The organism is Haloarchaeobius amylolyticus, assembly GCF_026616195.1.
Taxonomy (GTDB): domain Archaea; phylum Halobacteriota; class Halobacteria; order Halobacteriales; family Natrialbaceae; genus Haloarchaeobius; species Haloarchaeobius amylolyticus.
Map to the genome: position 1 here is coordinate 44,132 of NZ_JANHDH010000003.1, position 23,998 is coordinate 68,129.

The 23,998-nt window shown below is 67.6% G+C and carries 25 protein-coding genes; 17 read left to right on the forward strand and 8 right to left on the reverse strand.

From position 1 onward, the window contains the following. Window positions 1-3 precede the first annotated feature (3 nt). The gene (locus NOV86_RS18040; RefSeq protein ID WP_267643162.1) at window positions 4-1,821 is read right to left on the reverse strand and encodes an ABC transporter substrate-binding protein; all 1,818 of its coding nucleotides are present in this window, start codon (window positions 1,819-1,821) and stop codon (window positions 4-6) included. Window positions 1,822-1,971: 150 nt separating this feature from the next. Next, window positions 1,972-2,166: a hypothetical protein gene (locus NOV86_RS18045; protein ID WP_267643163.1), complete on the reverse strand. Its 195-nt coding sequence runs from the start codon at window positions 2,164-2,166 to the stop codon at window positions 1,972-1,974. Between the two features lie 168 nt (window positions 2,167-2,334). On the opposite strand from NOV86_RS18045, the gene NOV86_RS18050 reads away from it, so the two are divergent. The 5 genes from NOV86_RS18050 (at window position 2,335) to NOV86_RS18070 (ending at window position 7,084) form a co-directional block, all read left to right on the forward strand. Continuing rightward, on the forward strand, window positions 2,335-3,135 hold the full coding sequence (locus NOV86_RS18050) for an HpcH/HpaI aldolase family protein (protein ID WP_267643164.1): 801 nt from the start codon (window positions 2,335-2,337) through the stop codon (window positions 3,133-3,135). Between the two features lie 85 nt (window positions 3,136-3,220). Then, on the forward strand, window positions 3,221-3,886 hold the full coding sequence (gene tenA, locus NOV86_RS18055; protein WP_267643165.1) for a thiaminase II: 666 nt from the start codon (window positions 3,221-3,223) through the stop codon (window positions 3,884-3,886). Further along, window positions 3,883-4,608 (forward strand): TenA family protein, encoded by a 726-nt coding sequence (locus NOV86_RS18060; RefSeq protein WP_267643166.1) that lies wholly within the window; start codon window positions 3,883-3,885, stop codon window positions 4,606-4,608. The genes tenA and NOV86_RS18060 overlap by 4 nt, the downstream gene beginning before the upstream one ends. Next, window positions 4,602-6,137 carry a sodium:solute symporter family transporter gene (locus NOV86_RS18065; RefSeq protein ID WP_267643167.1) on the forward strand — a complete coding sequence of 512 codons (1,536 nt, stop codon included), beginning with the start codon at window positions 4,602-4,604 and terminating at the stop codon, window positions 6,135-6,137. The genes NOV86_RS18060 and NOV86_RS18065 overlap by 7 nt, the downstream gene beginning before the upstream one ends. A gap of 164 nt (window positions 6,138-6,301) precedes the next feature. Continuing rightward, window positions 6,302-7,084: a beta-ketoacyl-ACP reductase gene (locus tag NOV86_RS18070; protein ID WP_267643168.1), complete on the forward strand. Its 783-nt coding sequence runs from the start codon at window positions 6,302-6,304 to the stop codon at window positions 7,082-7,084. A 28-nt stretch (window positions 7,085-7,112) separates the two neighbouring features. Here NOV86_RS18070 and NOV86_RS18075 read toward each other — a convergent pair whose 3' ends face one another. From NOV86_RS18075 to NOV86_RS18085, 3 genes are read right to left on the reverse strand one after another with little or no spacing between them, the layout of a single operon-like run. Further along, the gene (locus NOV86_RS18075; protein ID WP_267643169.1) at window positions 7,113-7,667 is read right to left on the reverse strand and encodes a hypothetical protein; all 555 of its coding nucleotides are present in this window, start codon (window positions 7,665-7,667) and stop codon (window positions 7,113-7,115) included. Further along, window positions 7,667-9,028 carry an NRAMP family divalent metal transporter gene (locus tag NOV86_RS18080; protein ID WP_267643170.1) on the reverse strand — a complete coding sequence of 454 codons (1,362 nt, stop codon included), beginning with the start codon at window positions 9,026-9,028 and terminating at the stop codon, window positions 7,667-7,669. Before NOV86_RS18080 ends, NOV86_RS18075 begins: the two co-directional genes overlap by 1 nt. Before the next feature lies 1 nt (window position 9,029). Then, a complete protein-coding gene (locus tag NOV86_RS18085) occupies window positions 9,030-9,809 on the reverse strand; it encodes a phytanoyl-CoA dioxygenase family protein (RefSeq protein WP_267643171.1) in 780 nt (259 codons plus the stop codon). A 146-nt stretch (window positions 9,810-9,955) separates the two neighbouring features. Here NOV86_RS18085 and NOV86_RS18090 point away from each other — a divergent pair, with 146 nt between their 5' ends. From NOV86_RS18090 to NOV86_RS18105, 4 genes are all read left to right on the forward strand, one after another. After that, entirely contained in the window at window positions 9,956-10,369 is a 414-nt protein-coding gene (locus tag NOV86_RS18090; RefSeq protein WP_267643172.1) for a DUF7475 family protein, read from the forward strand. Between the two features lie 87 nt (window positions 10,370-10,456). Then, complete coding sequence (gene proC / locus NOV86_RS18095) at window positions 10,457-11,236, forward strand: pyrroline-5-carboxylate reductase (protein ID WP_267643173.1); 780 nt, start codon at window positions 10,457-10,459, stop codon at window positions 11,234-11,236. Further along, window positions 11,229-12,077 (forward strand): glutamate 5-kinase, encoded by an 849-nt coding sequence (gene proB, locus NOV86_RS18100; RefSeq protein WP_267643174.1) that lies wholly within the window; start codon window positions 11,229-11,231, stop codon window positions 12,075-12,077. The genes proC and proB overlap by 8 nt, the downstream gene beginning before the upstream one ends. Then, complete coding sequence (locus NOV86_RS18105) at window positions 12,070-13,401, forward strand: glutamate-5-semialdehyde dehydrogenase (RefSeq protein ID WP_267643175.1); 1,332 nt, start codon at window positions 12,070-12,072, stop codon at window positions 13,399-13,401. Before proB ends, NOV86_RS18105 begins: the two co-directional genes overlap by 8 nt. 16 nt (window positions 13,402-13,417) lie before the next feature. On the opposite strand, the gene NOV86_RS18110 is transcribed toward NOV86_RS18105, so the two are convergent. Beyond that, window positions 13,418-14,419, reverse strand: coding sequence for a sensor histidine kinase (locus NOV86_RS18110; protein ID WP_267643176.1), 1,002 nt, complete (start codon window positions 14,417-14,419; stop codon window positions 13,418-13,420). Window positions 14,420-14,641: 222 nt separating this feature from the next. Between NOV86_RS18110 and NOV86_RS18115 the strand changes: the two genes are divergently transcribed. Beyond that, on the forward strand, window positions 14,642-15,676 hold the full coding sequence (locus NOV86_RS18115; protein WP_267643177.1) for a PAS domain-containing sensor histidine kinase: 1,035 nt from the start codon (window positions 14,642-14,644) through the stop codon (window positions 15,674-15,676). A gap of 44 nt (window positions 15,677-15,720) precedes the next feature. Here the strand turns inward: NOV86_RS18115 and NOV86_RS18120 are convergent, their stop codons facing one another. Further along, on the reverse strand, window positions 15,721-16,431 hold the full coding sequence (locus NOV86_RS18120) for a hypothetical protein (RefSeq protein WP_267643178.1): 711 nt from the start codon (window positions 16,429-16,431) through the stop codon (window positions 15,721-15,723). 54 nt (window positions 16,432-16,485) lie between these two features. Here NOV86_RS18120 and NOV86_RS18125 point away from each other — a divergent pair, with 54 nt between their 5' ends. From NOV86_RS18125 to NOV86_RS18155, 7 genes are all read left to right on the forward strand, one after another. Further along, window positions 16,486-17,748 (forward strand): ABC transporter substrate-binding protein, encoded by a 1,263-nt coding sequence (locus NOV86_RS18125; RefSeq protein WP_267643179.1) that lies wholly within the window; start codon window positions 16,486-16,488, stop codon window positions 17,746-17,748. A 2-nt stretch (window positions 17,749-17,750) separates the two neighbouring features. Beyond that, the gene (locus NOV86_RS18130; protein ID WP_267643180.1) at window positions 17,751-18,872 is read left to right on the forward strand and encodes a FecCD family ABC transporter permease; all 1,122 of its coding nucleotides are present in this window, start codon (window positions 17,751-17,753) and stop codon (window positions 18,870-18,872) included. Beyond that, window positions 18,869-19,633, forward strand: a complete 765-nt coding sequence (locus tag NOV86_RS18135; RefSeq protein ID WP_267643181.1) for an ABC transporter ATP-binding protein — start codon at window positions 18,869-18,871, stop codon at window positions 19,631-19,633. Before NOV86_RS18130 ends, NOV86_RS18135 begins: the two co-directional genes overlap by 4 nt. A gap of 47 nt (window positions 19,634-19,680) precedes the next feature. After that, complete coding sequence (locus NOV86_RS18140; protein WP_267643182.1) at window positions 19,681-20,580, forward strand: hypothetical protein; 900 nt, start codon at window positions 19,681-19,683, stop codon at window positions 20,578-20,580. 84 nt (window positions 20,581-20,664) lie between these two features. Beyond that, complete coding sequence (locus NOV86_RS18145; protein WP_267643183.1) at window positions 20,665-22,392, forward strand: adenosylcobalamin-dependent ribonucleoside-diphosphate reductase; 1,728 nt, start codon at window positions 20,665-20,667, stop codon at window positions 22,390-22,392. A gap of 47 nt (window positions 22,393-22,439) precedes the next feature. Continuing rightward, window positions 22,440-22,652: a hypothetical protein gene (locus NOV86_RS18150; protein WP_267643184.1), complete on the forward strand. Its 213-nt coding sequence runs from the start codon at window positions 22,440-22,442 to the stop codon at window positions 22,650-22,652. 85 nt (window positions 22,653-22,737) lie between these two features. Continuing rightward, window positions 22,738-22,959, forward strand: coding sequence for a hypothetical protein (locus tag NOV86_RS18155; protein WP_267643185.1), 222 nt, complete (start codon window positions 22,738-22,740; stop codon window positions 22,957-22,959). Window positions 22,960-22,985: 26 nt separating this feature from the next. Here the strand turns inward: NOV86_RS18155 and NOV86_RS18160 are convergent, their stop codons facing one another. After that, window positions 22,986-23,942, reverse strand: coding sequence for a phosphotransferase family protein (locus NOV86_RS18160; protein ID WP_267643186.1), 957 nt, complete (start codon window positions 23,940-23,942; stop codon window positions 22,986-22,988). Window positions 23,943-23,998: the final 56 nt, after the last annotated feature.

Below are 23,998 nucleotides of genomic sequence, written 5' to 3' on the forward strand. Positions count from 1 at the left end.
GTCTCACTTGGGCTTGGCCGTGAGCTTCCCCTCGCGCGGCAGGTAGTACGGCGGCCAGTCGACGATGGCGTCCTCGTCTTCGGGCTTGATGGTGTTCCAGTGGTCCGTGGTCAGCCAGGACTGGTCGAGCTTCTCCATCAGCGGCGCCATCGGGAGGTGGCGGTTGACGATCCAGGCGAGCTCCTGGGTCTTCTGCTTCGCCTCCTCGCCGGTCAGCCCCGCCAGCTCCTTCAGTTCGGGTTCGAGTTCGACGGTTCGCTTCTGTCCGTTCGGCTCGCCGAGTGGCGTCACCTCGACCTTCCGGGGGAACTTGAGGATGGTCCGCGACCGGAAGCCGTTCAGGAGCTTGTTGAGCGTGAAGTAGGGGTAGACCTTCCCGTCCGCCCAGCCGAGACCGGCGACGGTGTAGTTCTGGTTGCCGTAGATGTCGCCCCAGTAGGACTGGCTCGGGTTGAGCGACGCCTCGATGCCGAAGTCGTTCAGGTCCTGCACGATGGACTGGCCGCCGGCGGTCCAGTCGTTCCAGCCCGCGGGGATCTTGTACGGGAACTTCAGCGTCTTCCCGCTGGCGTCCATCCAGGTACCGTTCTTCTTCTCGAAGCCGGCCTCGCGGAGGAGGCTGGCGGCCTTCTCCTGGTTCGGCTCGTACTTGTCGAACTGCGACATCGAGTCGCCGAGCCACTCCTCGTAGCTCCCGTTGAAGTTGCCGGGGAGGCCACTGGGGACGTCGACCGGGACGTGCATCTTCGAGCCGGCACTGCGGGCGAGCTTCTCGCGGTCGATGACGTACTGGACCGCGCGCTTGACGTTCTGCTGGCCGTAGTGCTCGTGCTCGTGGTTGAACATGATGCCCATCCCCCAGTTGGCGGGCATCGGGATCTCGCGGACGTGGTCGCCGTAGGACTTCGCGATGTTCTGGGGCGTGAAGACGTTGTCAATCCCGTCCACGGTGTTGGTGCGCAGTGCCTGCCACTGCTTCTGGTTGGACGACAGGTAGTTCCACTTCATCCGCGGGAAGTTGACGTTGTCGGCGTCCGGGTGGTCGGCGAAGCGCTCGGCGACGACCTCCTGGTTCCCCGCGCGGACGAACTCGAAGGGGCCCGTCCCGTTCGGCTCCTCGATCTTCAGCTCGGTGAGGCCGGGGGCCTCGCCGTCGGACTCGTAGGCGTCGAGGAACTTCTGGAACGTCTTCGGCGGCGTGTCGAGCGCGATGGGCTTGAGCGAATAGAGGAAGACCTCGTCGGAGACCGTGCGCTGGAGCCCGAGTTCGACGGTCGAGTCGTCGACGACGCTGACGTCCTTCGCCTCGACGATGTTGCTGAGCGCCGCGCCGTCGTAGATCTCGAGCTTGAGCTTGAACGCGACGTCCTCAGCCGTGACGGCGTTCCCGTTGTGCCAATGGTAGCCGTCGCGGACCGAGAGCGTGACCGTGTCGCTGCCGATGTCCCAGGACTCCAGGACGCCCGGCATGAACTTGCTCGTCGCCTCGTTGACGTAGATGAGGTTCTCGAAGAGCGCGAACGCGATGCGCTCGGGGTACTTCTGGCCGTACGGGTTGAACTGCATGTCCTTCGGGACGTCGGCGGTCGCGGTGACGAACGTCCGGTCGGTCATGGGCAGCTCCTCCGCGGCGGTCGTGGTGCCGCCGCCACCCCCGCCCCCACCGCCGCCGGTATCGTCGCCGGTGGTGGTGTCGGTGTCCGTGTTCGAACCGGCACAGCCGGCGAGGCCGGCGACGCCGGCTGCGCCCGCCGCTTGCAGGAAGCGGCGACGAGTCTTTCGCAGGCTTCGTTCCCTCTCGTCCGTGTGATGGTCGGACATACCTCGAAGGAAAACCGGCAGGTATGTATGTATTTTCGATGATATTTTTGATGTAGTGGCCCAATAAATACTTTAACCGACATATCTCCGCCAGCGGTGATTCTGTCGCGAGGCCGGGGCTACGGGCCCCTGAGTGCCACTCCGGCGGGTTCAGGGCTCGTAGAACGGTCCGCCACGCCGGATGACGACCGCCAGGCCGACGATGGTCGCGAGCAGAACGACGAACGAGACCTGCGAGATGGCGCGTTCTGGCGATCCCGGGTCGGTGAACTGGTACCCGAGGCCCAGGAGCACCAGCAGGACGATATCGAGCGCGAAGAGGACGGAGAGGAAGGTTCTGGACACGAGTGGGTGCGCGAGAGCCACGATGAAAAGCGTATCGCCCGCGGCTGCCGTCCCGCGACAATTCAGGGGGATTCGAATGGGATTTAACATCAGGCTGACACTGGTGGCAGACCGCGGGACCCGCCGCCGTCCCCCACGGCTAAGCCGGTTCACCGAGTGGGTGAACCCATGGAGCATCTCGACGACGCGACCGCGGTACGCGAATCGATTCGCCGTGGCGAACAGGTACTCGGCGGCTGGGTCTCCATCGGCCATCCAGCAGTTGCAGAGATAACCGCCGGGGCCGACTTCGACTTCGTGACCATCGACGTGGAGCACGCGTCGATGAGCATCGAGACCGTCGAGAACCTCGTCCGTGCCGTCCACACCGTGCCCGGAGAGACGGTCCCGTTCGTCAGGCCGCCCTCGGCCGACCCGGTCGCCATCAAGCGCGTGCTGGACACCGGGGCCGGCGGCCTGCTCGTCCCGCGGGTCGACTCGGCCGCCGAGGCGAAGCAGGTCGTCGAGGCGTCGACGTACCCGCCGGATGGTATCCGCGGGACCGGCGCGGGCCGGGCTGCGGCCTACGGAGCGGACCTGCCAGCATATCTCGAGTCCGCCGACGAGGCACTGACGCGCATCGTCCAGATAGAGACGGAAGCCGCGGTCGACGCCGCGGCCGACATCGCCGCGGTCGACGGTATCGACGCGCTGTTCGTCGGGCCGGCCGACCTCTCCGCCGCGCTCGACTGTCACCTCGACTTCTCAGACTCGAGGTTCGAGGAGGCGGTCGAGACGGTCTTCGAGGCCGGCGACGCACACGACGTGCCAGTCGGTGTGTTCGCGACGGAGCCACAGCAGGTCGTCGACTGGATCCAGTCCGGCTACGACTTCGCCATCGTCGGCTACGACGCGAAGTTCCTGCGGGAGGGCACGGCCGAACTGGTCGACGCGTTCGAGGCCGGAATCTACGGATTCGACGAACCCTGACGGGCTACCGACCTGAACCTGGTGGATTACTCGGTAGTATCACCCAATGATAACTCTTTTCGTGCCCGTCGCGCAACTGCCCGGTATGGCGTTCACGGACGAGATACGACCGGAAGCCGAGGCGTACTGGGAGGCCATCGTCGACCACCCGATGGTCCAGCGGCTCGGCGAGGGAAGCCTGGACGAGGAGCCGTTCCGGTACTGGGTGCGACAGGACTACGTCTACCTCGTCGAGTACAGCCGGCTGTTCGCGCTCGGGGCCGCGAAGGCACCCGACCTGGAGACGATGGGGAAGTTCGCGGAACTACTGGACTCGACGGTGAACTCAGAGATGGACCTCCACCGGTCCTACGCGGCCGAGTTCGGCATCGAGGAGGCAGAGCTGGAGGCGACCAGGCCGTCGCCGACGACGCAGGCCTACACCGACTTCCTCGTGCGGACGGCATCGCATGGGACGTTCGGCGACCTCGTGGCAGCCCTGCTCCCGTGCATGTGGGGTTTCAACGAAACCGGGAAGCGACTCGAAGCGCAGGGCATGCCGGACCACGAGCAGTACGCGGCGTGGGTCGAGATGTACGCCGGCGAGGAGTTCACCGAACTCACCGAGTGGTGCAAGGACCTGCTCGACCAGGTGGCCGCGGACGCGACCGAGACCGACCGGGTTCGCTACTGGGAGCTGTTCCGCACCTCGGCGCAGTACGAGTACCTGTTCTGGGACGCGGCCTGGCAACAGGAGGACTGGCCCTTATGACCGGGGACTTCGAGAGCTTCGCGGCGGCTCGCGGCGAGGGAGCCCGGTTCACCGACTGGCTCCGCGAGCGGTGCGGCGACGACTGGCAGGCCGCGACCGAGCACCGCTTCACCCGCGAGCTCGGGGCCGAGGACCTCGACGACGCGGTGTTCGAGCGCTACCTCGTGCAGGACTACGCGTTCCTGAACACGCTGGTCGGCACGTTCGGCCACGCGGTCGGCGAGGCACCGACGATGGCGGCGAAGTCCCGGCTCGTCGACTTCCTCGGCGTCCTCACCGCCGACGAGAACGACTACTTCGAGCGCTCGTTCGCCGCCCTCGGCGTCCCCGAGACGGAGTACGCTGACCCCGCGCTCGAACCCGTCACCCGGGCGTTCGAGGACCTGCTCCGGCGGGCGGCCCACGAGGGCGGCTACCCCGAGACGCTGGCCGTGCTGGTGCCCGCGGAGTGGGTGTACCTCGAATGGGCGTCGGCCGTGGCCGACCAGGAGCCGTCGCGCTTCTACCTCGCGGAGTGGATCGACCTGCATACCACCGCCGGGTTCGAGTCGTTCGTCGGCTGGCTGCGCTCGGAACTCGACGAGGCAGGCGCGGCGGCCGCACCGCGACGCCAGACCCGTCTCGACCGTCTGTTCCGGCGCACGGTCGAACTCGAGGTCGCGTTCTTCGACATGGCCTACGGCGAGACGACCGCACTCGCCGGGGGGTGGGACCGATGGTGAGCACGACCCTCGCGCTCGGGCTCACGGTCGCGACGCTCGTCGTCTTCACGGGCCTCGGGCTGTGGCACTCGCGGGGTCGCGTGGGTTCCGTCGAGGACCTCATCACGGCCCGGAACTCGACGGGCCGGCGTCGGACCACCGCCACGCTGGTCGCCTCCGTCATGGGCGTCTGGATACTGTTCTCCGCACCCGAGGCGGGTGCCGGCTTCGGCATCGCGGCCGTCGTGGGCTACGCCATTGGCGAGGCCGTCCCGATGCTCGCGTACTCGAGACTCGGCCCCCGGATTCGGACACTCATCCCGGAGGGGCACTCGCTCACCGAGTATGCCCACGCCCGGTACGGCGACGCGATGTACGGGTTCGTCGTCCTCGTGAGCGCGCTCTACATGTTCATCTTCCTCGCGGCCGAGTTGACGGGTATCGCCGGCGCGCTGGCGCTGGTCGCGGGCGTCCCGCAGTGGCAGACCGCGGTCCTCGTCGGCGGGTTCGTGCTGCTGTATACTGGCTACGGCGGGCTCCGGGCGAGCCTGTTCACCGACACGGTCCAGGCCCTGTTCGTCCTGCCCCTGCTCCTGTTGACGTTCGTCGGGGCGCTCGTCGCGCTGGGCGGGCCGACCGAGGTCTACCGGGGCGTCCAGTCCGCCAACCCGACGCTGCTCGACCCCGGGTTCGCCGCCGGCCTCCAGTTCGGCGTCGCCCTCGCGTTCGCCATCCTCGGCGCGGAACTGCTCAACCAGACGTGGTGGCAGCGCATCTACGCCGGGGCCGACGACGAGACGGTCGCGAGTAGCTTCCGGTCGGCGAGCCTCCTCAACGGCGGCCTCGTGTTCCTCGCCGCCCTCTTCGGCGTCATCGCGGCCGGGAACGCCGACGTGGTCGCGGACGTGACGAGTGCGGGCTACAACGCCGACGTGGCGTTCTTCGTCCTCCTGCAGGGCGCGTTCCCCGAGTGGCTCGTCCTCGCCGTGGTCCTGCTGGCGCTCTTGCTCGTGATGAGTTCGGTCGACTCGCTGTTCAACGCACTGTCGAGCCTCGTGACGGCCGACCTCGCCCGCCTGCTCTCGCGCCCGAGCGACCGCCAGCTCGCCCTGGGCTCGCGGGTCTTCACGGTCGTCGTCGCGGTCGCGGCCATCTACGTCAGCCTGCGGGCCCAGAGCGTCCTCCGGCTGTTCTTCCTCGCCGACCTGCTCGGCGCCGCGGTCGCGTTCCCCCTCGTCTACGGCCTCTACTCCGAGCGCATCACCGGCCCCGGCGCGCTGGCGAGTAGCCTCGGCGGACTTGCCGTGGGGCTGGCGTACTTCCCCGACCTGCGGGGGTACATCACCGCGGTCCCGGTCGTCGGGGACCTCCTTCCGGCTGCCGACCCGCTCTATCTCACCTCCTTCGCCGGTGCGTTCCTGGTCTCTGCGGGACTTGCACTCGCGGCGGCCCGGGTCGCCGATGCCGACTTCGACTTCGACCGGCTCTCGCGGGAGATCCGGCGGCTGGACGAGCCGATGACGGACGGTGGGCGAGACCGCGAGGACTGACCTCCCCGGCTACCCACGCGAATCCTGGCCCGGGCCGCGGTCCCGGCTGCAGCAGGGTCGTCGTGTGTACAACGTCTGGGTGGTCCCAGTAATAGCCGGGTTCTGTTCCAGAAGTTTGGTAATCCAGCACACGATTTTTCTCCTCCTCGTGAGAGTGCTAGTGTATGTCTCTCACATCCGAGCGACTGGAGCCACTGGACAGAACGCCACTTGAGGGGAAGACCTGCGTCGTCACGGGGTCGTCGCGGGGCATCGGCCGGAAGATCGCACTCGAGCTGGCGCGCTGTGGGGGCGCGGTCGCGGTCAACTACAACACGTCCGAGGAGCGCGCCCGAGAGGTCACCGACCTCATCGAGGCGAACGACGGCACGGCCATGTCCGTCGGGGCGGACGTCTCCGACCCGGAGCAGGTCGAACGCATGGCCGACGAGGTCCACGACGAGTTCGGGCAGATCGACGTGCTGGTCAACAACGCCGGCATCACGCGAGACCGCACCTTCGAGGAGATGAGCTACGACGACTGGAACCGCGTCATGGCCGTCAACCTGAACGGTGCGTTCAACTGCACGAAGGCGTTCTACGAGGACATCAAGGCGACCGACGGGGGGCGGCTCATCAACATCTCGAGCGTCGTCGGCCAGCAGGGGAACTACGGGCAGGCGAACTACGCAACCTCGAAGGGCGGGCTCATCGCGTTCACGCGGACCATCGCGCTCGAACTCGCCCGGCACGACTCGACCGCGAACTGCGTCGCGCCCGGCTTCACCGAGACGGACATGCTGGAGGAGGTCCCCGACCGCGTCCGGGACAAGATACGCCAGAAGATACCGCTGGACCGGTTCGCCGACCCGGAGGACATCGTGGGCCTCGTCCGGTTCCTCGCCAGCGACCAGTCGAGCTACATGACCGGGCAGGTGCTGGGCGTCAACGGCGGCATGGAGTGGTAAGGGCTGTTCTCGACCGGGTGCCCCCCGGTCATTCGAGTTCGACGATGCGCCCCGCCCACACCCGAAGCCGCACCAGCGCCTCGCGCTCGTTCCGCGACACCGCGTCCTCGACGCCCAGTTCGTCGCTCTCGAAGGCGTTGAGCACCGCCACGTCGGCGCGGTCGCAGTAGTCTGTCAGTCGGTCGGTCGCGTCCGCGTCGGCCTGCAACGCGATGGTCGCGTCGTTGACGAAGACCGCGGTCGGGTCGGCCGGCGCCGCGTCGAGCAACTGGACGGCTCGCGTCGCGTTCTCTTCGGCCAGCTCCATCGCGCCCGCCTCGGAGTCGCTGTCCGCCCGCGGTGCGTGGGCCTCCAGCACCCCGTGCCAGGCCGCATCGGGAACGTCGGTGAACCGCGAGAGTCGCCCGCCGAGGAGGACGCCCTCACGCTCGACCTCGGGCGCGAAATCCAGCACGACCACGCCCTCGGGGCCGTGTTCGGCGACCCAGTCGTCGAGCGCCTGCGCGGTCAGCCGGGTCTTCCCCGTGTTCGAGGCCCCGACGACGAGGGTCGACCCCGACAGGGGGAACGGCAGGTCCGGCATCAGTCGAGCGATTCCTGGGCGGCCGGTTCCTGCCTGCTCCGGTTCCGGACGAACAGCGCCAGCAGGCCGAGCATCGCCACGGCCAGCACGCTCGCGAAGCCGACGACGAACAGGGTCAGCGGGTCCCAGATACCGGCCTGGACCTGCCCGCGGAGGAACGACCCGGCCGTGACGGTGGTGACGCCGATGAGCACCAGCCCCGCGACGTTCGCGGCGACCGAGTTCGTCTCCGGCACCGTGCCGGGGTCGTTGAGCAGGAACAGGACGAGCGCGATGGCGAAGGGCGTCCCGACGAGCCCGAACGCGAGCACCAGCACCAGCAGTGGGAAGAACGCGCCGCCGAGGAACACACCGCCGATACCCACGAGGGCCGTCACGACGATGGCGGTCCGGTACCGCGAGTCCGAGACGTCCTGCTCCCAGCCGAGCTTGTCGGCGAGCAGGTACGGCGGGACCGTCGTGTTCCCGCCGAGGGTGGAGATGGCCGCGCCCCACAGGCCGAGCAGGAACAGCCATTTCGCGTTCTCGCCGACGAGGGGGCCGAGGGCCTGTGCGGCTGCGGTCGCGGTGAGGTCGCCCGGGGAGACCGAGCCCGCCGAGTGCAGGACGCCCGCGGCGACGAGGAAGATGGCGAGGCTGTAGACGCCGAAGGCGAGCAGCATCGACCCGCCGATGTCGGCGATGGCGAGGTCCGAATCCTCGCGGGTCCAGCCCCGAGCGCGCATCGTGTACGACTGCATCGTCACGAGGGTGATGTGGACCGCGCCGCCGAGGATGCCCGCCGCGGCGAGCGCGCCGCTGGTACCGCCCGGGATGCGCGGGACGAGGCCGGTCGCGGCCGCGCCGAGGTCGACCGGGACGATGACCAGCGAGGCCACGAAGGCGAGCACCACGAGGGAGACGAGCACCTTCGCGCCCGTCTCGGCGATGTGGTAGCCGCCGCCGGCGAGCCCGACCGCGAGGACGACCCCCCAGACGACCGCCCAGACCACGGCGTCGATGCCCGTGATGGTCGCGCTCACGTCGGCGACCGTCTTCATGATGACGAGCTGGGCGAGTCCGGAGGCCAGCACCGCGTCGGCGACGAGCAGCCACGCCCAGCGCGAGCCGAGGCGCTCTTCGACCACGGAGACGATGCCGGCCTCGGTCAGCAGGCCGAGCCGCGTCGCGAGGAATTGCGCGGTCGCGCCGAGGAGGGCCGACAGCAGGACGATCCACAGGAGCGTGTAGCCGTAGCCCGCCCCCGCCGTCAGGAGGCTCGCCATGGTCGCCGGCCCGGCCGCGATGGCGCCGGCGAGCCACGTCGGGCCCATCTGCGAGAGCAACGAGTCGAGGCGGCCTGCACCGTCTTCGGTCGCCATCTCAGACGCACCCCGCGAACTCTTTCCCAGCGATGTGGTGGCTGTCGACCCACTCGGGCGGCTCCTCGTCGGTGAACCGCGACCGCGACCGCATGTAGGCGAGGATGAACGCGCGCCGCCAGTCGTCGGTCGTGTTCGGCGCGGTGTAGTGGGGCAACAGGCAGTGCTGGAACAGCACGTCGCCCGGTTCCATCGGGAGTGCCACCGTGTCCTCGGGTCCGTAGTCACGTCCGGTCAGGGTGATGTCGGTGTCGTACTCGAGCGCCTCGTGGGTGAGCAGGCCGTCGGTGTGTGCCCCCGGTACCACCTGCATACAGCCGTTCTCCGTGGTCGCCTCGTCCAGCGCGACCCAGACCGTGACGTGGTCCATCGGGTGGATGGGGTAGTACGCCGCGTCCTGGTGGAACTTCTTCTCGCTGCCGACCCTGGGTGGCTTCAGCATCGCCGCGCTCCGCAGGAGCTTCAGGTTCGGCCCCTGGAGGTCCTGGACCACCGAGACGATGTCCTCGTGGTGGGCGAGGTCGGCGAACACCTCGTCCTCGCGCACCATGTCCAGTCCCTCGAACTTCCGGACGGGTTCTGCCTCGCTGCCGGCACCCTCCGGCAGCGACTCGGCGTCCGGTTCGAGCATCCGGCTGAACCCCTGTTCCGTGCGCTCGCCGGCGACGTACTCCCGCAGTCGCTCGCTGGTTCGCTCGACGACCGCCTCGTCGAGGAGGTCCTCCACCACCACGTACCCCTCGCGCTGGTAGTGGGCGAACTGGCTGTCTATGAGCTGCATACCACAAGGTATTATCTCCAAGTAATAAGATGGTTGGTTCCTGCCGGGCAGGTGGCCGGGCGTCGATTTCACGTCGTCTCGGGCCGGAATCTCCGCTGCTCTGGGGGGTCTACGGGCTTTTCGCTCATCGTCGCGTATCTCTCCCCATGGCAAGTGTCAGTACACGTCTCGTCGGTCGGTACCGGTCGATGAGCACGCTGGAGTCCGTCGCCGTCCTGCTCGTCCTCGTCACCGCGCTGGTCCACCTGTACGAGGGCGTCGAGGACTTCAACGAGGGGGTCCTCGGCATCCTGTTCCTGCTCGCCGGGCTGGGGTTCCTCGGCGCCATCGTGCTGTTCTTCCTCGACTTCCCACGACTCCCGCTCTACATCGTCGGCATCTTCTACACCGGCCTCCAGTTCGTGCTCTACTTCGTGCTGCGCTGGCCGGAGGTCTACGACACCCTCGGCGTGTTCGACAAGGCGGTCCAGTTCGTGCTCATGCTCGTCCTCGTGGAGTTGTTCCGGTCCGAACGCGCGAAATCGGACGAGGAGACCGCGGGCGAAGAGACGGCCGAGTGACAGGAGCCCCGGCCGCCTTCCGGCCCTCCCAAATCCTGCAAGAACCATAGTGTCTATCCGCGATGAGCGACCTATAGGATGCATAGAATGGTCTACGTGAGCGTTATCGGCTGTGGAAACATGGGGAGCGCCCTGATAGAGGGCCTCTCGACGGCCGGCGGGTATTCCGTGACGGCCTGCGACCTCGACCCCGACGCGCGCGACCGCGTCGCGGAGTTCTCCGACGAGACGACCGACGACCCGGCAGCGGCGACGAAAGGCGCCGACATCGTCGTCGTCGCCGTCAAACCAGACATCGTCGGCCCGGTGCTGGAGTCCATCGACCTCTCGCCGGACCAGACGCTCGTCACCTTCGCGGCCGGCGTCCGCCGTGAGTACGTCCGCGCCCGCACCGAGGCGACCGTCGTCCGGGTGATGCCGAACATCGCGGCCGCCTACGGCAGCATGGCCGCGGCGGCCGTGGCCGAGGGCCTCACCGACGAGGTCCGGGACATGCTCTCGGCCGTCGGCATCTACGTCGAGGTCGAGGAGTCCCTGATGGATATCGCGACCGCGGTCAACGGGAGCGGCCCGGCGTTCGTCTTCTATCTCCTCGAGGCGATGAAGGACGCCGGTATCGAGAGCGGTCTCACCCCGGAGCAGGCGGAGTTGCTCGCCGCACAGACGTTCAGGGGTGCGGCCGACATCGTCCTCGCCGACGACCGCAGCGTGGACGAACTCATCGACGCGGTCTGTTCGCCCAACGGCACGACCATCGAGGGCATGAAGGTCCTCCGGGCGAGCGACGCGGACACCGCGATGATGGACGCCGTCGAGGCAGCACGCGTGCGGTCGGTGGAACTCGCGGAGGAGTTCAGAGATGACTGAGGTCGTCGACAGCAGCGTGGTCGACGACGACGTCGTCTCGGCGGTCCGGACGCAGGCGGCCGGCGCGAACCGCGTCGTCGTCAAGGCCGGGACGAACTCGCTGACCGACGAGGACTCCAACCTCGACGACGCGAAGCTCGACAAGCTCGTCGACGACATCAACGACCTCCGCGAACGCGGCAAGGAGGTCCTGCTGGTCTCCTCGGGTGCCATCGGCGCCGGCGCCGGCCGGGTCGGTCACACGACCAGCACGGTCGAGGAATCGCAGGCGCTCTCGACGGTCGGGCAGAGTCACCTGATGCACCGCTACACCGAGAGCTTCGAGCGCTACGACATCAAGGTCGCCCAGATACTGCTCACCCAGCAGGACCTCGACAACCCAGAGCGCTTCACGAACTTCCGGAACACCGTCGAGAAACTGCTGGACTGGGGTATCGTGCCCATCATCAACGAGAACGACGCAGTCGCCACCGAGGAGATCCAGATCGGCGACAACGACATGATCGCGGCCTCGGTCGCCATCGGCGTCGGCGTCGACCTGCTGGTGACCCTGACCGACGTGCCCGGCGTCTACACCGGCAACCCGAAGCACGACCCCGAGGCGGAACGTATTCCGGCCGTCGGCGAGAACTACGACGTGGTGCAGGACATCATCGCGAAGAGTGCGACCGACGGGTTCGGTGGCATCCGGACCAAGGTCGAGGGCGCACGCGACGTGAGCGAACACGGCATCCCCGCCATCATCGCGGAGTCGACCGAGCCCGGCGTCCTGGAACGCATCGCCAACGCCGAGTCGGTCGGGACCATCTTCCTCCCCATCAACGGTGACCACGATGACTGAGAACGACACACTCGCACAGGTCAGAGAGGCACAGACCGCATCGCTCGAACTGGCGAAACTGTCCGAGGAGACCCGGAACGAGGCACTCCGGAACGTCGCCGACGCCATCGAGGCGAACTACGAACGCATCCTCGAGGCGAACGAGACGGACGTCGTCGAGGCAGAGGAACTGCTCGAACAGGGCGAGTACACCCAGGCGCTCGTCGACCGCCTGAAGCTCTCGCCGTCGAAGCTCGACAGCATCGTCGAGATGGTCCGGAGCGTCGCCGGGCAGGACGACCCGCTCGGGGAGACGCTCTCGGCCCGCGAACTCGACGACGGGCTCGAACTCTACAAGGTCTCGGTGCCCATCGGCGTCATCGGGACCGTCTTCGAGTCCCGGCCGGACGCCCTCGTCCAGATCGCCGCGCTCAGCCTGAAGTCCGGCAACGCGGTCATGCTCAAGGGCGGTAGCGAGGCCGCGAACTCGAACCGCGTCCTCTACGAGATCATCCGCGAGGCGACGAGCGACGTCCCCGGCGGCTGGGCACAGCTCATCGAGGCCCGCGAGGACGTCGACCGGATGCTGGAGATGGACGAGTACATCGACCTGCTGATGCCCCGCGGGAGTTCCGCGTTCGTCGAGTACATCCAGGACAACACCTCCATCCCCGTCCTCGGCCACACAGAGGGCGTCTGTCACGTCTACGTCGACAGCGCGGCCGACCTCGACATGGCCAGCGACATCGCCTACGACGCGAAGTGCCAGTACCCGGCGGTCTGCAACGCGGTCGAGACGCTGCTCGTCCACGAGGACGTGGCCGCGGACTTCCTCGTCGACGTGGCCGAGCGCTACGAGGACGCCGGCGTCGAACTGCGCGGGGACGCGCGAACCCGTGAGGTCATCGACGTCGAGGAGGCATCCGAGGAGGACTGGTCGACCGAGTACGGCGACCTCATCCTCTCCATCCGCGTCGTCGACTCGCTCTCGGACGCCATCGACCACATCACGACCTACAGCTCGAAGCACACCGAGTCCATCGTCACCGAGGACCACGAGCGCGCTGCCCGGTTCATGCGTAGCCTCGACTCCGCGAGCGTCTTCCACAACGCCTCCACCCGGTTCGCCGACGGCTACCGCTACGGCCTGGGCGCCGAGGTCGGCATCAGCACCGGCAAGACCCACGCCCGCGGCCCGGTCGGCCTCGAGGGGCTGACGACCTACAAGTACCACCTCGAAGGCGACGGCCACGTCGTCGGCGACTACGCCGGCGAGGACGCGATACCGTTCACCCATCGCGAGTTCGAGGGCGAGTGGCGCCCCGGGCGGCTGTCGGACGAGTAGGACCCCGAACGGACAGCTATCTTTCTTCGGCGGCGTCGTGGAACTCGAACCGGGCACCGCCCTCCTTGCTTTCGGTGAGCGACACCGTCCAGCCGTGGACCTCGGCGATCCGGCTGACGATGGTCAGCCCGAACCCGCTCCCTTCGTAACTGGTGGTGAATCCATGGTCGAATACCGCCTCACGTTCCTCGGGTGGGATTCCGACCCCCGTATCTTCCACGTAGAACCCGTGCTCGAGTGCCCCGACACGCACGGTCACGCCGTCGCCGCCGTGGCCGACTGCGTTCGTGAAGAGGTTCTCGAAGAGGGCTGACAGTTGACTCTCCTGTGCACTGATGATGACTGGCTCGGTGACTAGTGCCGCCGACCGGGTGGCGACCATCTCCCAGGCCTGGAGTGCGACCTCGTCCAGGTCCACCGATTCGGACTCGGTCTCCGCGGCCTCTCCCCGGGCCAGTGAGAGGAGGTCCTCGGTGAGTTCGTCGATGCGTCCGAGTGCTGACTCCACGTCGGCCAGCGCCGAATCGTCCCCGTTCTCCTGATACACCTGCAGGCTCGCAATCGCCATCGAGAGCGGGTTCCGCAGGTCGTGGGTCAGGAGGCTGGCGAACTGGTCGAGACGCTCGTTCTGACGCTTCAACTGGCGTTCGGTCTCGCGTTTCGCCGTCACCTCCTGGGTTGTCAGAATCCCGTATGACTCGCCCTCGAGGCGAACCGGTCTCGTCTCGACGTGGTGGACCCGTTCCTCGTGTTCGACGTCCAGCGACCGTTGTTCGCCATCGATGGTGGCTTCGAGCGCCGGTTCGAGTTCGCCACACGTCTCCGCGGAAAACAGTTCGTAGATGGTCTCTCCAACCATATCAGCGGCTCGTCGCCCGGAGAACGGGAGGGTCTCGGGTCCGACCAGCCGGTACCGAAGGTCCGCGTCGAACAGCACGAGAACCCCGTTCGGGAAGTTCTCGACGATGACGCGGCGGCCACCGGGAGGCTCGATTACATAGTCATCTGATTCTTCCAATCTCCTGTAATTATAGGACATGATGCATATAAGGATGCTGGCTTATAAGATTTCGAAAAATGACCTGAATTTCGAATACGATGTGGCTCTGACTTTAGAACCAGCACGATTCGGTCGATGTGTGGCTCCAAATCGCCTTCAGGTGTCTGGGTAATCCTGATGAGGTACTGAGAACTTAGGAGAACCTAACATTTAGGTAATGTGAAAATATTAACTAGGTCAATGCGTGACACCGTTGAATTGCCCCCCTTGCTGGCTGATCTGGATGTCGGTATCGTCGTTCATGACCCCGGGCAGGGAGTGATCTTGGGGGCCAACGAGCGGACCGAGGACCTCTACGGGTACTCGAGTTCGGAACTCCGGACAATGACTATCGCTGATTTCACCGCACCATCGACGCGGTTCTCACAGGACGAAGCAGTGCGTCGAATACGGCGAGCTGCTGACGGTGACCAGCAGGTATTCGAGTGGCGTATCGAACGGAATAACGGGGAACGGCGATGGTTACGGGTACATCTCACCCGGACAACCATCGACGCGGCGACATACGTCATCGCACAGGTGACAGATATCACGGAGTACAGGGCCCGCGAGCGCCGGTTGCGACTTCTGAGCCGCATCCTGCGGCACAACCTCCGAAACCGGATGACCGTCCTCATGGGCTACGCTGACACCGTCCGCGGAGCCATCGAGGACGAGTCGGTGGAGGACGAACTCGAGACCATCGTCGACATCACGAGGGAGGTAGGGACGCTCAGCAAGTCGGTACGGCAACTCGAGGAGATTGCGAACCCGGATGTGACCGAGCGACGCCACTTCGATCTTCGGCAGGTCGTCGAGGACGTCGTCCAGACGGTCGAACCGGAGTACACCGACATCGACATCACTGTCGCGGGGGCCGCCGAAGTTCTGGTGGTCGCCGACGAAGGCCTCACCTATGCCGTCGAACAGGGTCTCCGGAACGCCATCGAGCACAACGACCAAGAGACCCCGGTCGTCTCCATCACCATCGAGAGGAATGAGGCGGAAGCAGCAGGTGAGATACGGATCGCGGACAACGGGCCACCGATTCCACCGAGCGAGATAGAGGTTCTGGACGACGAGGTCGAGACTAACAGCACGTACCACGGGTCCGGGGTTGGTCTCTGGGTGATGCAGTGGTGTCTCACGTCTCTCGGGGGCGAACTGCGGTTCGAGGAGAACGACCCACGAGGCAACGTCGTGTCGATGCTGCTCCCGAGAGCCGACGGGGAATAGCGTGTTTGCGAACGCTGGTGTGCTGTTCGTGGCTCACCCAACCGTCAATCCAGGTTCGCGGGCTTCAGCACGCCAGCCTCGTCTCCCTCGGGTTCCACCGGTAGCGTCGGTTCGCCGCCTCGGAGCTGTGGCCGGATCCAGTCGTGGGTGTTCACCACGCTGTCTTCGACCGTTTCGCCCGCCTCGGTCACGACCCTGATACCGTCCTCTCGGAGCCGGCTCACCGACACTTGCTCGCCGTACTCGCGGATAGGCCCGAAGGCGATGAACCGGCCGGCGTCGCCGGCGGCGGTCAGGCCGACCGCCCCGAGTGCGCCGATGACGCCGTCGCCGGTGCCGCCGTACTCGTCGAGGAACACGTCGGCGGCCGCGGCCACCTCGTACGCCTCGGCCTTCTCGACCACGGATTCCTGTGCGCGGTAGCCCCAGTCGGTCACCTCGGCGGGCACGTCGTGGGCAGGAGCGACGCAGAGGCCGGGGTCGGCCACGTCGGCCATGATCTCCGCCAGGAACAGCCCGGCATCGTCGATGATGCGGTCGATGGGAGGCGCCTCGGCTTCGAACACCAGACACGCCGCGCTGTTGTGGGTGGTGTAGGGGACGCGGTCGTCCACCAGGAACTGCTGGCGGACGCTCCCGATCCAGTCGAGGTCGTGGTCGTCGGCCAGTTGTGCCCCCAGCATCCGGCTCACCCGCCCGGTGCCGTGGTCGCTGTCGAGCGAGTCCGTGTCGTCGATACCGACGAGCAGTCGCATTGGACCCTCTCGACGCCGAATCCTTTTAGTCGTTGTGCGCCTCTCGTTGTTTCAATGAGGGAACAACGCTCGCGCCGGCGGGTCCTCCGGGGCCTCGGCGCGCTGACCGTGGGTGGGGCGACCGCACTGGCAGGCTGCAGTACGACCTCCGAGGCGCCGGAGACGGGGAACGGCGCGACGGACACGCAGACCGGGACGGGAACCGACACGCCGGGCGACGGCGACGAGGGGAAGGCCGGCGAGCAGACGGTGACCGACGCCGCCGGCAGAGAGGTGACGATTCCGGGCGAGGTCGACCGGGTGGTCGGCCTCGGTTCCGGCGCGCTCCGGTTCGTGGTCTACGCGGGCGGCGTCGACCGGGTGGTCGGCGTCGAGCAACTGGAGACCTCCGATGCGGACCGGCCCTTCCGGCCCTACACGCTGGCGAACATGCAACTCACCGAGTTGCCGACCGTCGGCACCCGGAAGAGTCCGGACCTCGAACGCGTCCTCCAGCAGGACCCCGACGTGGTCATCGCGGGCTACGCGAGCAAGTCCGACGCGAACACGATGCAGGACCAGCTCGGCGTGCCCGTCGTCTCCATCCGGCCGGGCGGGCTGACCCCGGACCTCCGGGACTCCTTCTTCGGGTCGCTCGACCTGCTCGGGACGGTGCTCGGGACCGAGGACCGGGTCGACGACCTCCGGACCTACGTCGAGGACACGCTGGCCGACCTGCAGTCGCGCGCCGATTCGGTCGACTCGAAACCGCAGGGCTACGTCGGCTACCTCGGCCGCGGCAAGCACGGCCTGACGTTCACCCAGCCGGGCTACGTCCCGTTCGCCTTCGGCGGCGTCGCCAACGTGGCCGCTGATGCCACCGGCAGTGGCGATGGTGGCGGTGGTGGCGGTGGTGGCGATGGTGACGGAGGCGGCGGAGGTGGCGGCGGCGGTGGAGGGGGCGGTGGTGGTGGCGGTGGCCGCAAGGGCGCTACCCGCATCGAGATCGACCCCGAGACGCTCATCAAGTGGAACCCGGAGGTGCTGTTCGTCGACCTCGGCACCGAGACGTACGAGGCGCTCGACGCCCCCGAGTACCAAGACGTCACCGCCATCGCGAACGACGACATCTACGCAGTGATGCCGACCCGCGACTACGGGACGAACTTCGGGACCGTCATCGCCGACGCCTACGCCGTCGGCGCGTCCGCCAACCCGGACGCCTACGACGTGGACCCCGCCGCGAAGGCGAACGAGCTCTACGAGCAGTTCGTCGGCGAGGGCGTCTACGAGGGCGTGGTCGACGCGTACGGCCGCGGCTACGGCCCGATGCGCTGACCGTGACGGAATCCGAGGTTTCGGGCACGACGGACACGCGGCGGGGCGGCGCAGAGACCGGGGACCACCCGGTCGGGAGCGACGCGGTCGACGCCTACGAGCGCCACGTCCGCCAGAAGGTCCTCGTCGTCGGGGGCATCGTCGCGGTGTTGCTGGTGCTCGCGACGTACGCGCTCCTGAGCGGCCCCATCTCCATTCCACTGCGGTCGCTGCCCGAGATTCTGCTCGGGCAGACCGGTGGTCGGGGCGCGACCGTCATCTGGAACATCCGGCTGCCCCGAATCGTCGCCGCTGTCGGGGCGGGGTTCGGCCTCGCGGTCGCCGGGACCGTGCTTCAGAGCCTCCTGCGGAACCCCCTCGCGTCGCCCTACACGCTGGGTATCTCGCAGGCAGCGGCCTTCGGCGCGGCCGTCTCCATCGTCGTGTTCGGCGCCGGCTCTGCGACGAGCAGTTCGCCGCTGGACTGGGTGCCCTACCTGACGACCGCGAGCGCGTTCGCCAGCGCCCTGCTCTCGACGGTCGCCATCCTCCTCGTCGCGCGGCTCAAGCGCGCGACGCCCGAGACGCTGGTGCTCACCGGCATCGCGCTCGGGGCGTTCTTCGCGGCCGGGACCTCCGCGCTGGAGTACTTCGCGACGAACGTCCAGCTCGCTGCCCTCATCGCCTGGAAGTTCGGGACGGTCTCGGGGGCGACGTGGGACGGCAACCTCGTGCTCTGGGTGGTCGTCGTCGCGGCGAGCATCTACTTCGTCCGCCGGGCGTGGACCTACGAGGTGCTCGACGCGGGCGACGACACCGCCAGGTCGCTCGGGGTCGACGTGACCCGGGTCCGGCTCGTGGGGATGATCGTCGCCTCGCTGGTGACCGCGGTCGTCGTCTCGCTGTTCGGCGTCATCGGGTTCGTCGGCCTCGTGGTCCCGCACATCGTGCGGCGGGTCATCGGCGGCGACGAGCGCTTCCTCGTCGTGGCCTCCAGCGTGGCCGGTGGCGCTCTCTTGCTCGCCTCCGACATCGTGGCGCGGGCCATCATCGCGCCGGTCGTGCTCCCAGTCGGTATCGTCACCGCCTTCGTCGGCGTGCCACTGTTCCTGTACCTCATCGTCAACGGGAGGGAATACTGGTGATACGCCTCGAGTCGGTCACGGTCGGCTACGACGACCCGGTCGTCTCGGACGCCTCGTTCACCATCGACCGCGGCGAGTGCGTCGCCCTGCTCGGGCCGAACGGGGTCGGGAAGTCGACGCTCCTCCGGACCGTCCTCGGTCTGCAGGACCCGCTCTCGGGAACCATCACCGTCGACAAGGACGACGTGACGACGCTGGAACGGGGGGCCGTCGCCAACAGGCTGGGATACGTCCCACAGTCGGAGTCGGGCGGACTCCCGTCGACGGTGTTCGAGACGGTGCTCACGGGCCGAAAGCCCCACACGTCGTGGCGGCCGACCGAGCGTGACCGCGAGGTCGTCGGCGACGTGCTGGCCCAGGTCGGCATCACGGACCTGGCGATGCGCTCGCTCGCGGACCTCTCGGGCGGCCAGCGCCAGCAGGTCCGGCTGGCCCGGGCGCTGGCGCAGGAACCGGACGGGCTCGTCCTCGACGAACCGACGAGCAGTCTGGACCTGCGCCACCAGCTCGACGTGCTCGACCACGTCCGGGCACTGGCCGACGACGGGCTGGCCGTCGTCTTCGCGCTCCACGACCTCGAACTGGCGGTCCGGTACGCCGACACGCTGGTCTTCCTCGCCGACGGGGCGGTCGTGGAGGTCGGTGGGCCGGAGGTCGTCACCAGCGACCTCGTCTCGGCGGTGTACGGCGTCGAGGCGCGGGTGGTCGAGGTGGACGGCCACACCGTCGTCATCCCGGACTCCGAGCGCGTCACCAACTAGCACACCACCCCGGCCGTTTATTGGAGCGACCCGTCTCTCTGTTCGTCATGACAGCGCGGCCACTCTCCGTCTCCGCGAGCCCGGACGCGCTCGGTGCGGTCGCCCCGCGGGTCGATGGCGTCGAACTCAAACTCGACTGGGAGGACGTCGACGCCCTGCTCACCGAGCAGTCCGTGACGGCGGTCTGCCGCGAACAGGGGGTCGACCCCACTAAAATCCGGAGCATCCACCTCCCGCCTGGGACCGACCGCCGGTTCGGGATGGTGGTCGCGCCCGGCAACACCGGGACCATCTCGGAGTTCACCCACCGGGCACTGGGCGAGGCGGTCGTCCCCGAGTGGCTGACGGCCCACACGGTGCGGCGGTTCGACTATCGGGAGCACGTCGACCGACTCGCCACCATCACCGAGCTGACCGGTTTCCCGGTGGCCATCGAGAACACGCCCGATTCGTCCTACTTCCACGCCCCCGAGGACCTCGCGTTCCTCGCGCTCCTCACCGGTGCGGTCGACCGGCTCGCGGATACGCACCTGCTGGTCGACACGGCCCACGTCGACACCGACAGGACCCACGTCGAGGTGGACGAGGCTGCTATCGACGCGGTCCTCGACCGGGTTTCGCCGGAACGTGCCGAGAATGTCGCGGACCGGTTCCGCGAGTTCGTCACGGATAACCTGGCCGGAACCGAGTCGCCGGTCCCGCCGAGCGACCCCTGGGCGCCAGTGCTGACGACACTCTACGCGACCGGGGGCGACCGGGTCCGGGCGGTCCACCTGAACCACCCGGCCGACGACGGGCTGCCGAACGTCGGCCACGACGCAGAGCCGGGACTCGACCTGGTGCTGGAGTTCTGCCGGGACCACGACGTCGCGGTCGTCCTCGAACCCGGACTGGCGTCGCTGGAGGAGGTTTCGACGGTCGTCGCCGACCTGCAGGACCGGCTCTGAGCAGTCTGGTCCCCGGCCCCTGTCCTCAACTCGGTGTGGGACACCGTTACCCACCCGGACCGCCTCTCTCAGGTGTGAACGACCGTGTCGACACTCAGTGACCCGGACCCGGTGGCCCGGACCGTCCTCGAGAAGCGGTGTCTCCGGCGCGATTCGCGTGGCAGCGTCGTCGAGACACCCGGCGAACTCCTCGACCGCGTCGCGAGCAGCATCGCGAGCGTGGAGGCGCAGTACGGGAACGACCCTGCGGTCGTCGCCGACGAGTTCGCTGGCATGCTCGACGCACTCGAGTTCTTGCCGAACTCGCCGGTCCTGATGAACGCGGGCACCGGAAGCGGTCAGCTCGCGGCCTGTTTCGTCCTCCCGGTCGAGGACTCGCTGGAGTCCATCTTCACTGCGGTCAAGGACGCTGCGCTCATCCACCAGAGCGGCGGCGGCACCGGGTTCTCGTTCTCGAACATCCGGCCGCAGGGCGACGTGGTGCAAGAGACCGGTGGCGTGGCCAGCGGCCCGGTGAGCTTCGTCCGCATCTTCGACGTGGCGACCGAGCAGGTGAAACAGGGCGGGCGTCGACGCGGCGCGAACATGGGCGTCCTCGCGTCGTGGCACCCCGACGTCGAGCAGTTCGTGACCGCGAAGACCGAGGAGGGCAGCCTCCGGAACTTCAACCTCTCCGTCGGCACGGACCAGCGCTTCTGGGACGCCATCGAGACCGGCGAGCCGTACGACCTCGTGAACCCCCGGACCGGGGCGACCGTCGAGCGTGTCGACCCGGGCGACCTGCTCGACGACATCGCCACGGCGGCCTGGGCCGCGGGCGACCCCGGGCTGGTCTTCCTCGACACGGTCAACGCGGCGAACCCGACCCCCGAACTCGGGCGCATCGAGGCGACGAACCCCTGTGGCGAGACGCCACTGCTGCCCTACGAGGCGTGCGTGCTCGGCTCGGTCAACCTCGCGCGGATGACACACGACGGCGCCGTGGACTGGGACCGCCTCGAACGGACGGTCCGGCTCGGAGTGCGGTTCCTCGACGACACCATCGACGCCTGCGAGTTCCCGCTCCCCCAGATCACGGAGGTCGTCACCCGGAACCGGAAGATCGGCCTCGGCGTCATGGGGTTCAGCGACCTGCTCGTCGACCTGGGTGTCCCGTACGACTCGGAAGCGGCGGTCACGATGGCCGAGGACCTGATGGAGTTCGTCTCGGAGGCCGCCTGGGATGCCTCGGCTACTCTCGCCGACGAGCGCGGCGAGTTCCCCAACTTCTCGCGGTCGACCCTGGACCGGCCGGTCCGCAACGCCACGACGACCGCCATCGCACCGACAGGGACCATCTCCCTCATCGCTGGCTGTACCTCGGGTATCGAACCCATCTACGCCGTCGCCTACGAGAAACACGTCCTCGGCGGGCTGGACCTCGTCGACGACCAGTTCGTCAGGCGCACGCGGGAGCGTGGGCTCGACACCGACGACCTCCTCGAAGCGGTGCGGGGGCGGACCTCGATACAGGACGTGGCGGCGGTTCCAGCCGACGTTCGCGAGCTCTTCCAGACCGCCCACGACGTGCCGGCGACCCGTCACCTCGAGATACAGGCTGCCTTCCAGCGCCACACCGACAACGCGGTCAGCAAGACAGTGAACCTGCCCGAGGAGGCCACGGCTGCCGACGTCCGGGCCATCTACGAGCAGGCCCGCCAGCTCGGCGTGAAAGGCGTCACCGTCTTCCGGAGTGGCTCGCGGCGCGAGCAGGTGCTCGGCGGCGACCCGCTGAAGGAGGAGTGCGTCTCCGAGTGCGTCGAGTTCGCGTGAGTCCGGAACCAGAAAGTACTTTTTACGGACACTTCGAGTCGGCGAACGTGCCCACCAATCGAACGCAACTGCTCGGTATCACGATCATACTCGCGAGCGGGTTCGTCATGGTCCACGACCTCGTCATCTACGGGTTGATGCTGGGTTCGATACCCGACAGTGGGTCTATCATGCCAGTTCCCTACTTCGGCATCTACGTCGGCCTCGTTATCGGTATCATCGGGTTCTTCACCGCCCGCAGACCGGGTGACTCGGACTGACCCGGGCGTACGCCAGCCTGAACTCGACGCTCGTCGGAATCTCAAGGACGACGACTTGCGGCTGGGGAACCTAGCTTCCGGCGACATGCGCACCGTCGATGCCCTCAAACCCGTGTTCCTCGAACCGCGCGACGACTACTGGGAGATCCACGACGCGGACAACGTCTCGGTCGAGCACCAGCGCGAGTACGAACTGGTCCCCTTCGAGACGGCACGCCAGTTGAAGAACGCGTTCTTCTGCGAGGACTGCTTCCCGCACCGGGCGGCCGCGGAGGACGCAGAGCGCGAGAACCTCCCGTCGGCCTGACCCCGACAGGGCTCGAGAATTCTGGCTCAGATGTCGGCCAGCCGCCGCTGCATCTCCGCGTCGACCATCTCGGCGAACTCCTCTGCTGGTTCGTCGGCGAACTCGGACATGTTCTCGTAGAACCCGGCGGTGCCGAGCAGCCAGACCGCCCGGTATATCGGCTCACGCTCGTGGTAGCCGTCCGGGAGACCGCCCGCCTGTTCGCGGTAGCCGTCGTAGAGCGCCGTGACGAGGTCTTCCGGCGTCTCCACCCAGAACGAGTCGAGTTGCTGTGCCCGGGCGCGGTAGAGGTCGCGTGCCGGGTCGCCGACGTGGGCGATCTCCCAGTCGAGCATGCCGAGGCCGGACTCGGTGCAGTAGCAGTTCGGCTTCGCGGGGTCACCGTGGAGCAGGGCGGCGGGTGCGTCGTCCAGCAGGGCCGCGTTCGCCCGGACCTTCGCGATGACCTCGTCGAAGTAGTGGTCGAACCGGTCGGAGGGGGCGAGGTCACGGGAGTCCTCGATGGTCGCGACCAGTACCTCGCTCCAGGGGTCGACGTCGAGGTCGAGCGTGGTCTCGTCGCCCCCGCAGAGGAGTCCGTGCTCGTGGAAGCGGAGCGAGTGGATGCGGGCGAGGGTCTCGCCGAGGTCCCGGACAAGCGCCTCGTGGGCTGCCTCGTCGCCGTCCATCCACGCCTTGAGGTAGTTCTCGCCGGCCATCGGTCGCGTCGCCAGATATGGTACTTCGTGGTCGATGTCACTGGCCACGACCGTCGCGACGGGGACCGCCGTGTTCGCCCCGACGTAGGTCATGGCTGCCCGTTCACGGGTGATTCGCGTGGGGCTCCCGTCGGTCGCGTACTTCACGAACACCGGTGGTGCGTCCGCGAACTCGACGTGGACGGTCCGGTTCCGCTCGTTCCAGGAGGGGCCCGTCCCACCGACCTCGTCGACGGTCCGGTCCGGGAACGCGGCGGCGAGGACCGATTCGAGTTGTGTGTCCATGTCCGGTGGATTTCGGGGTCGGCAGAAGGGCCTTGTGGTGGCCTGTGGGATGGTCT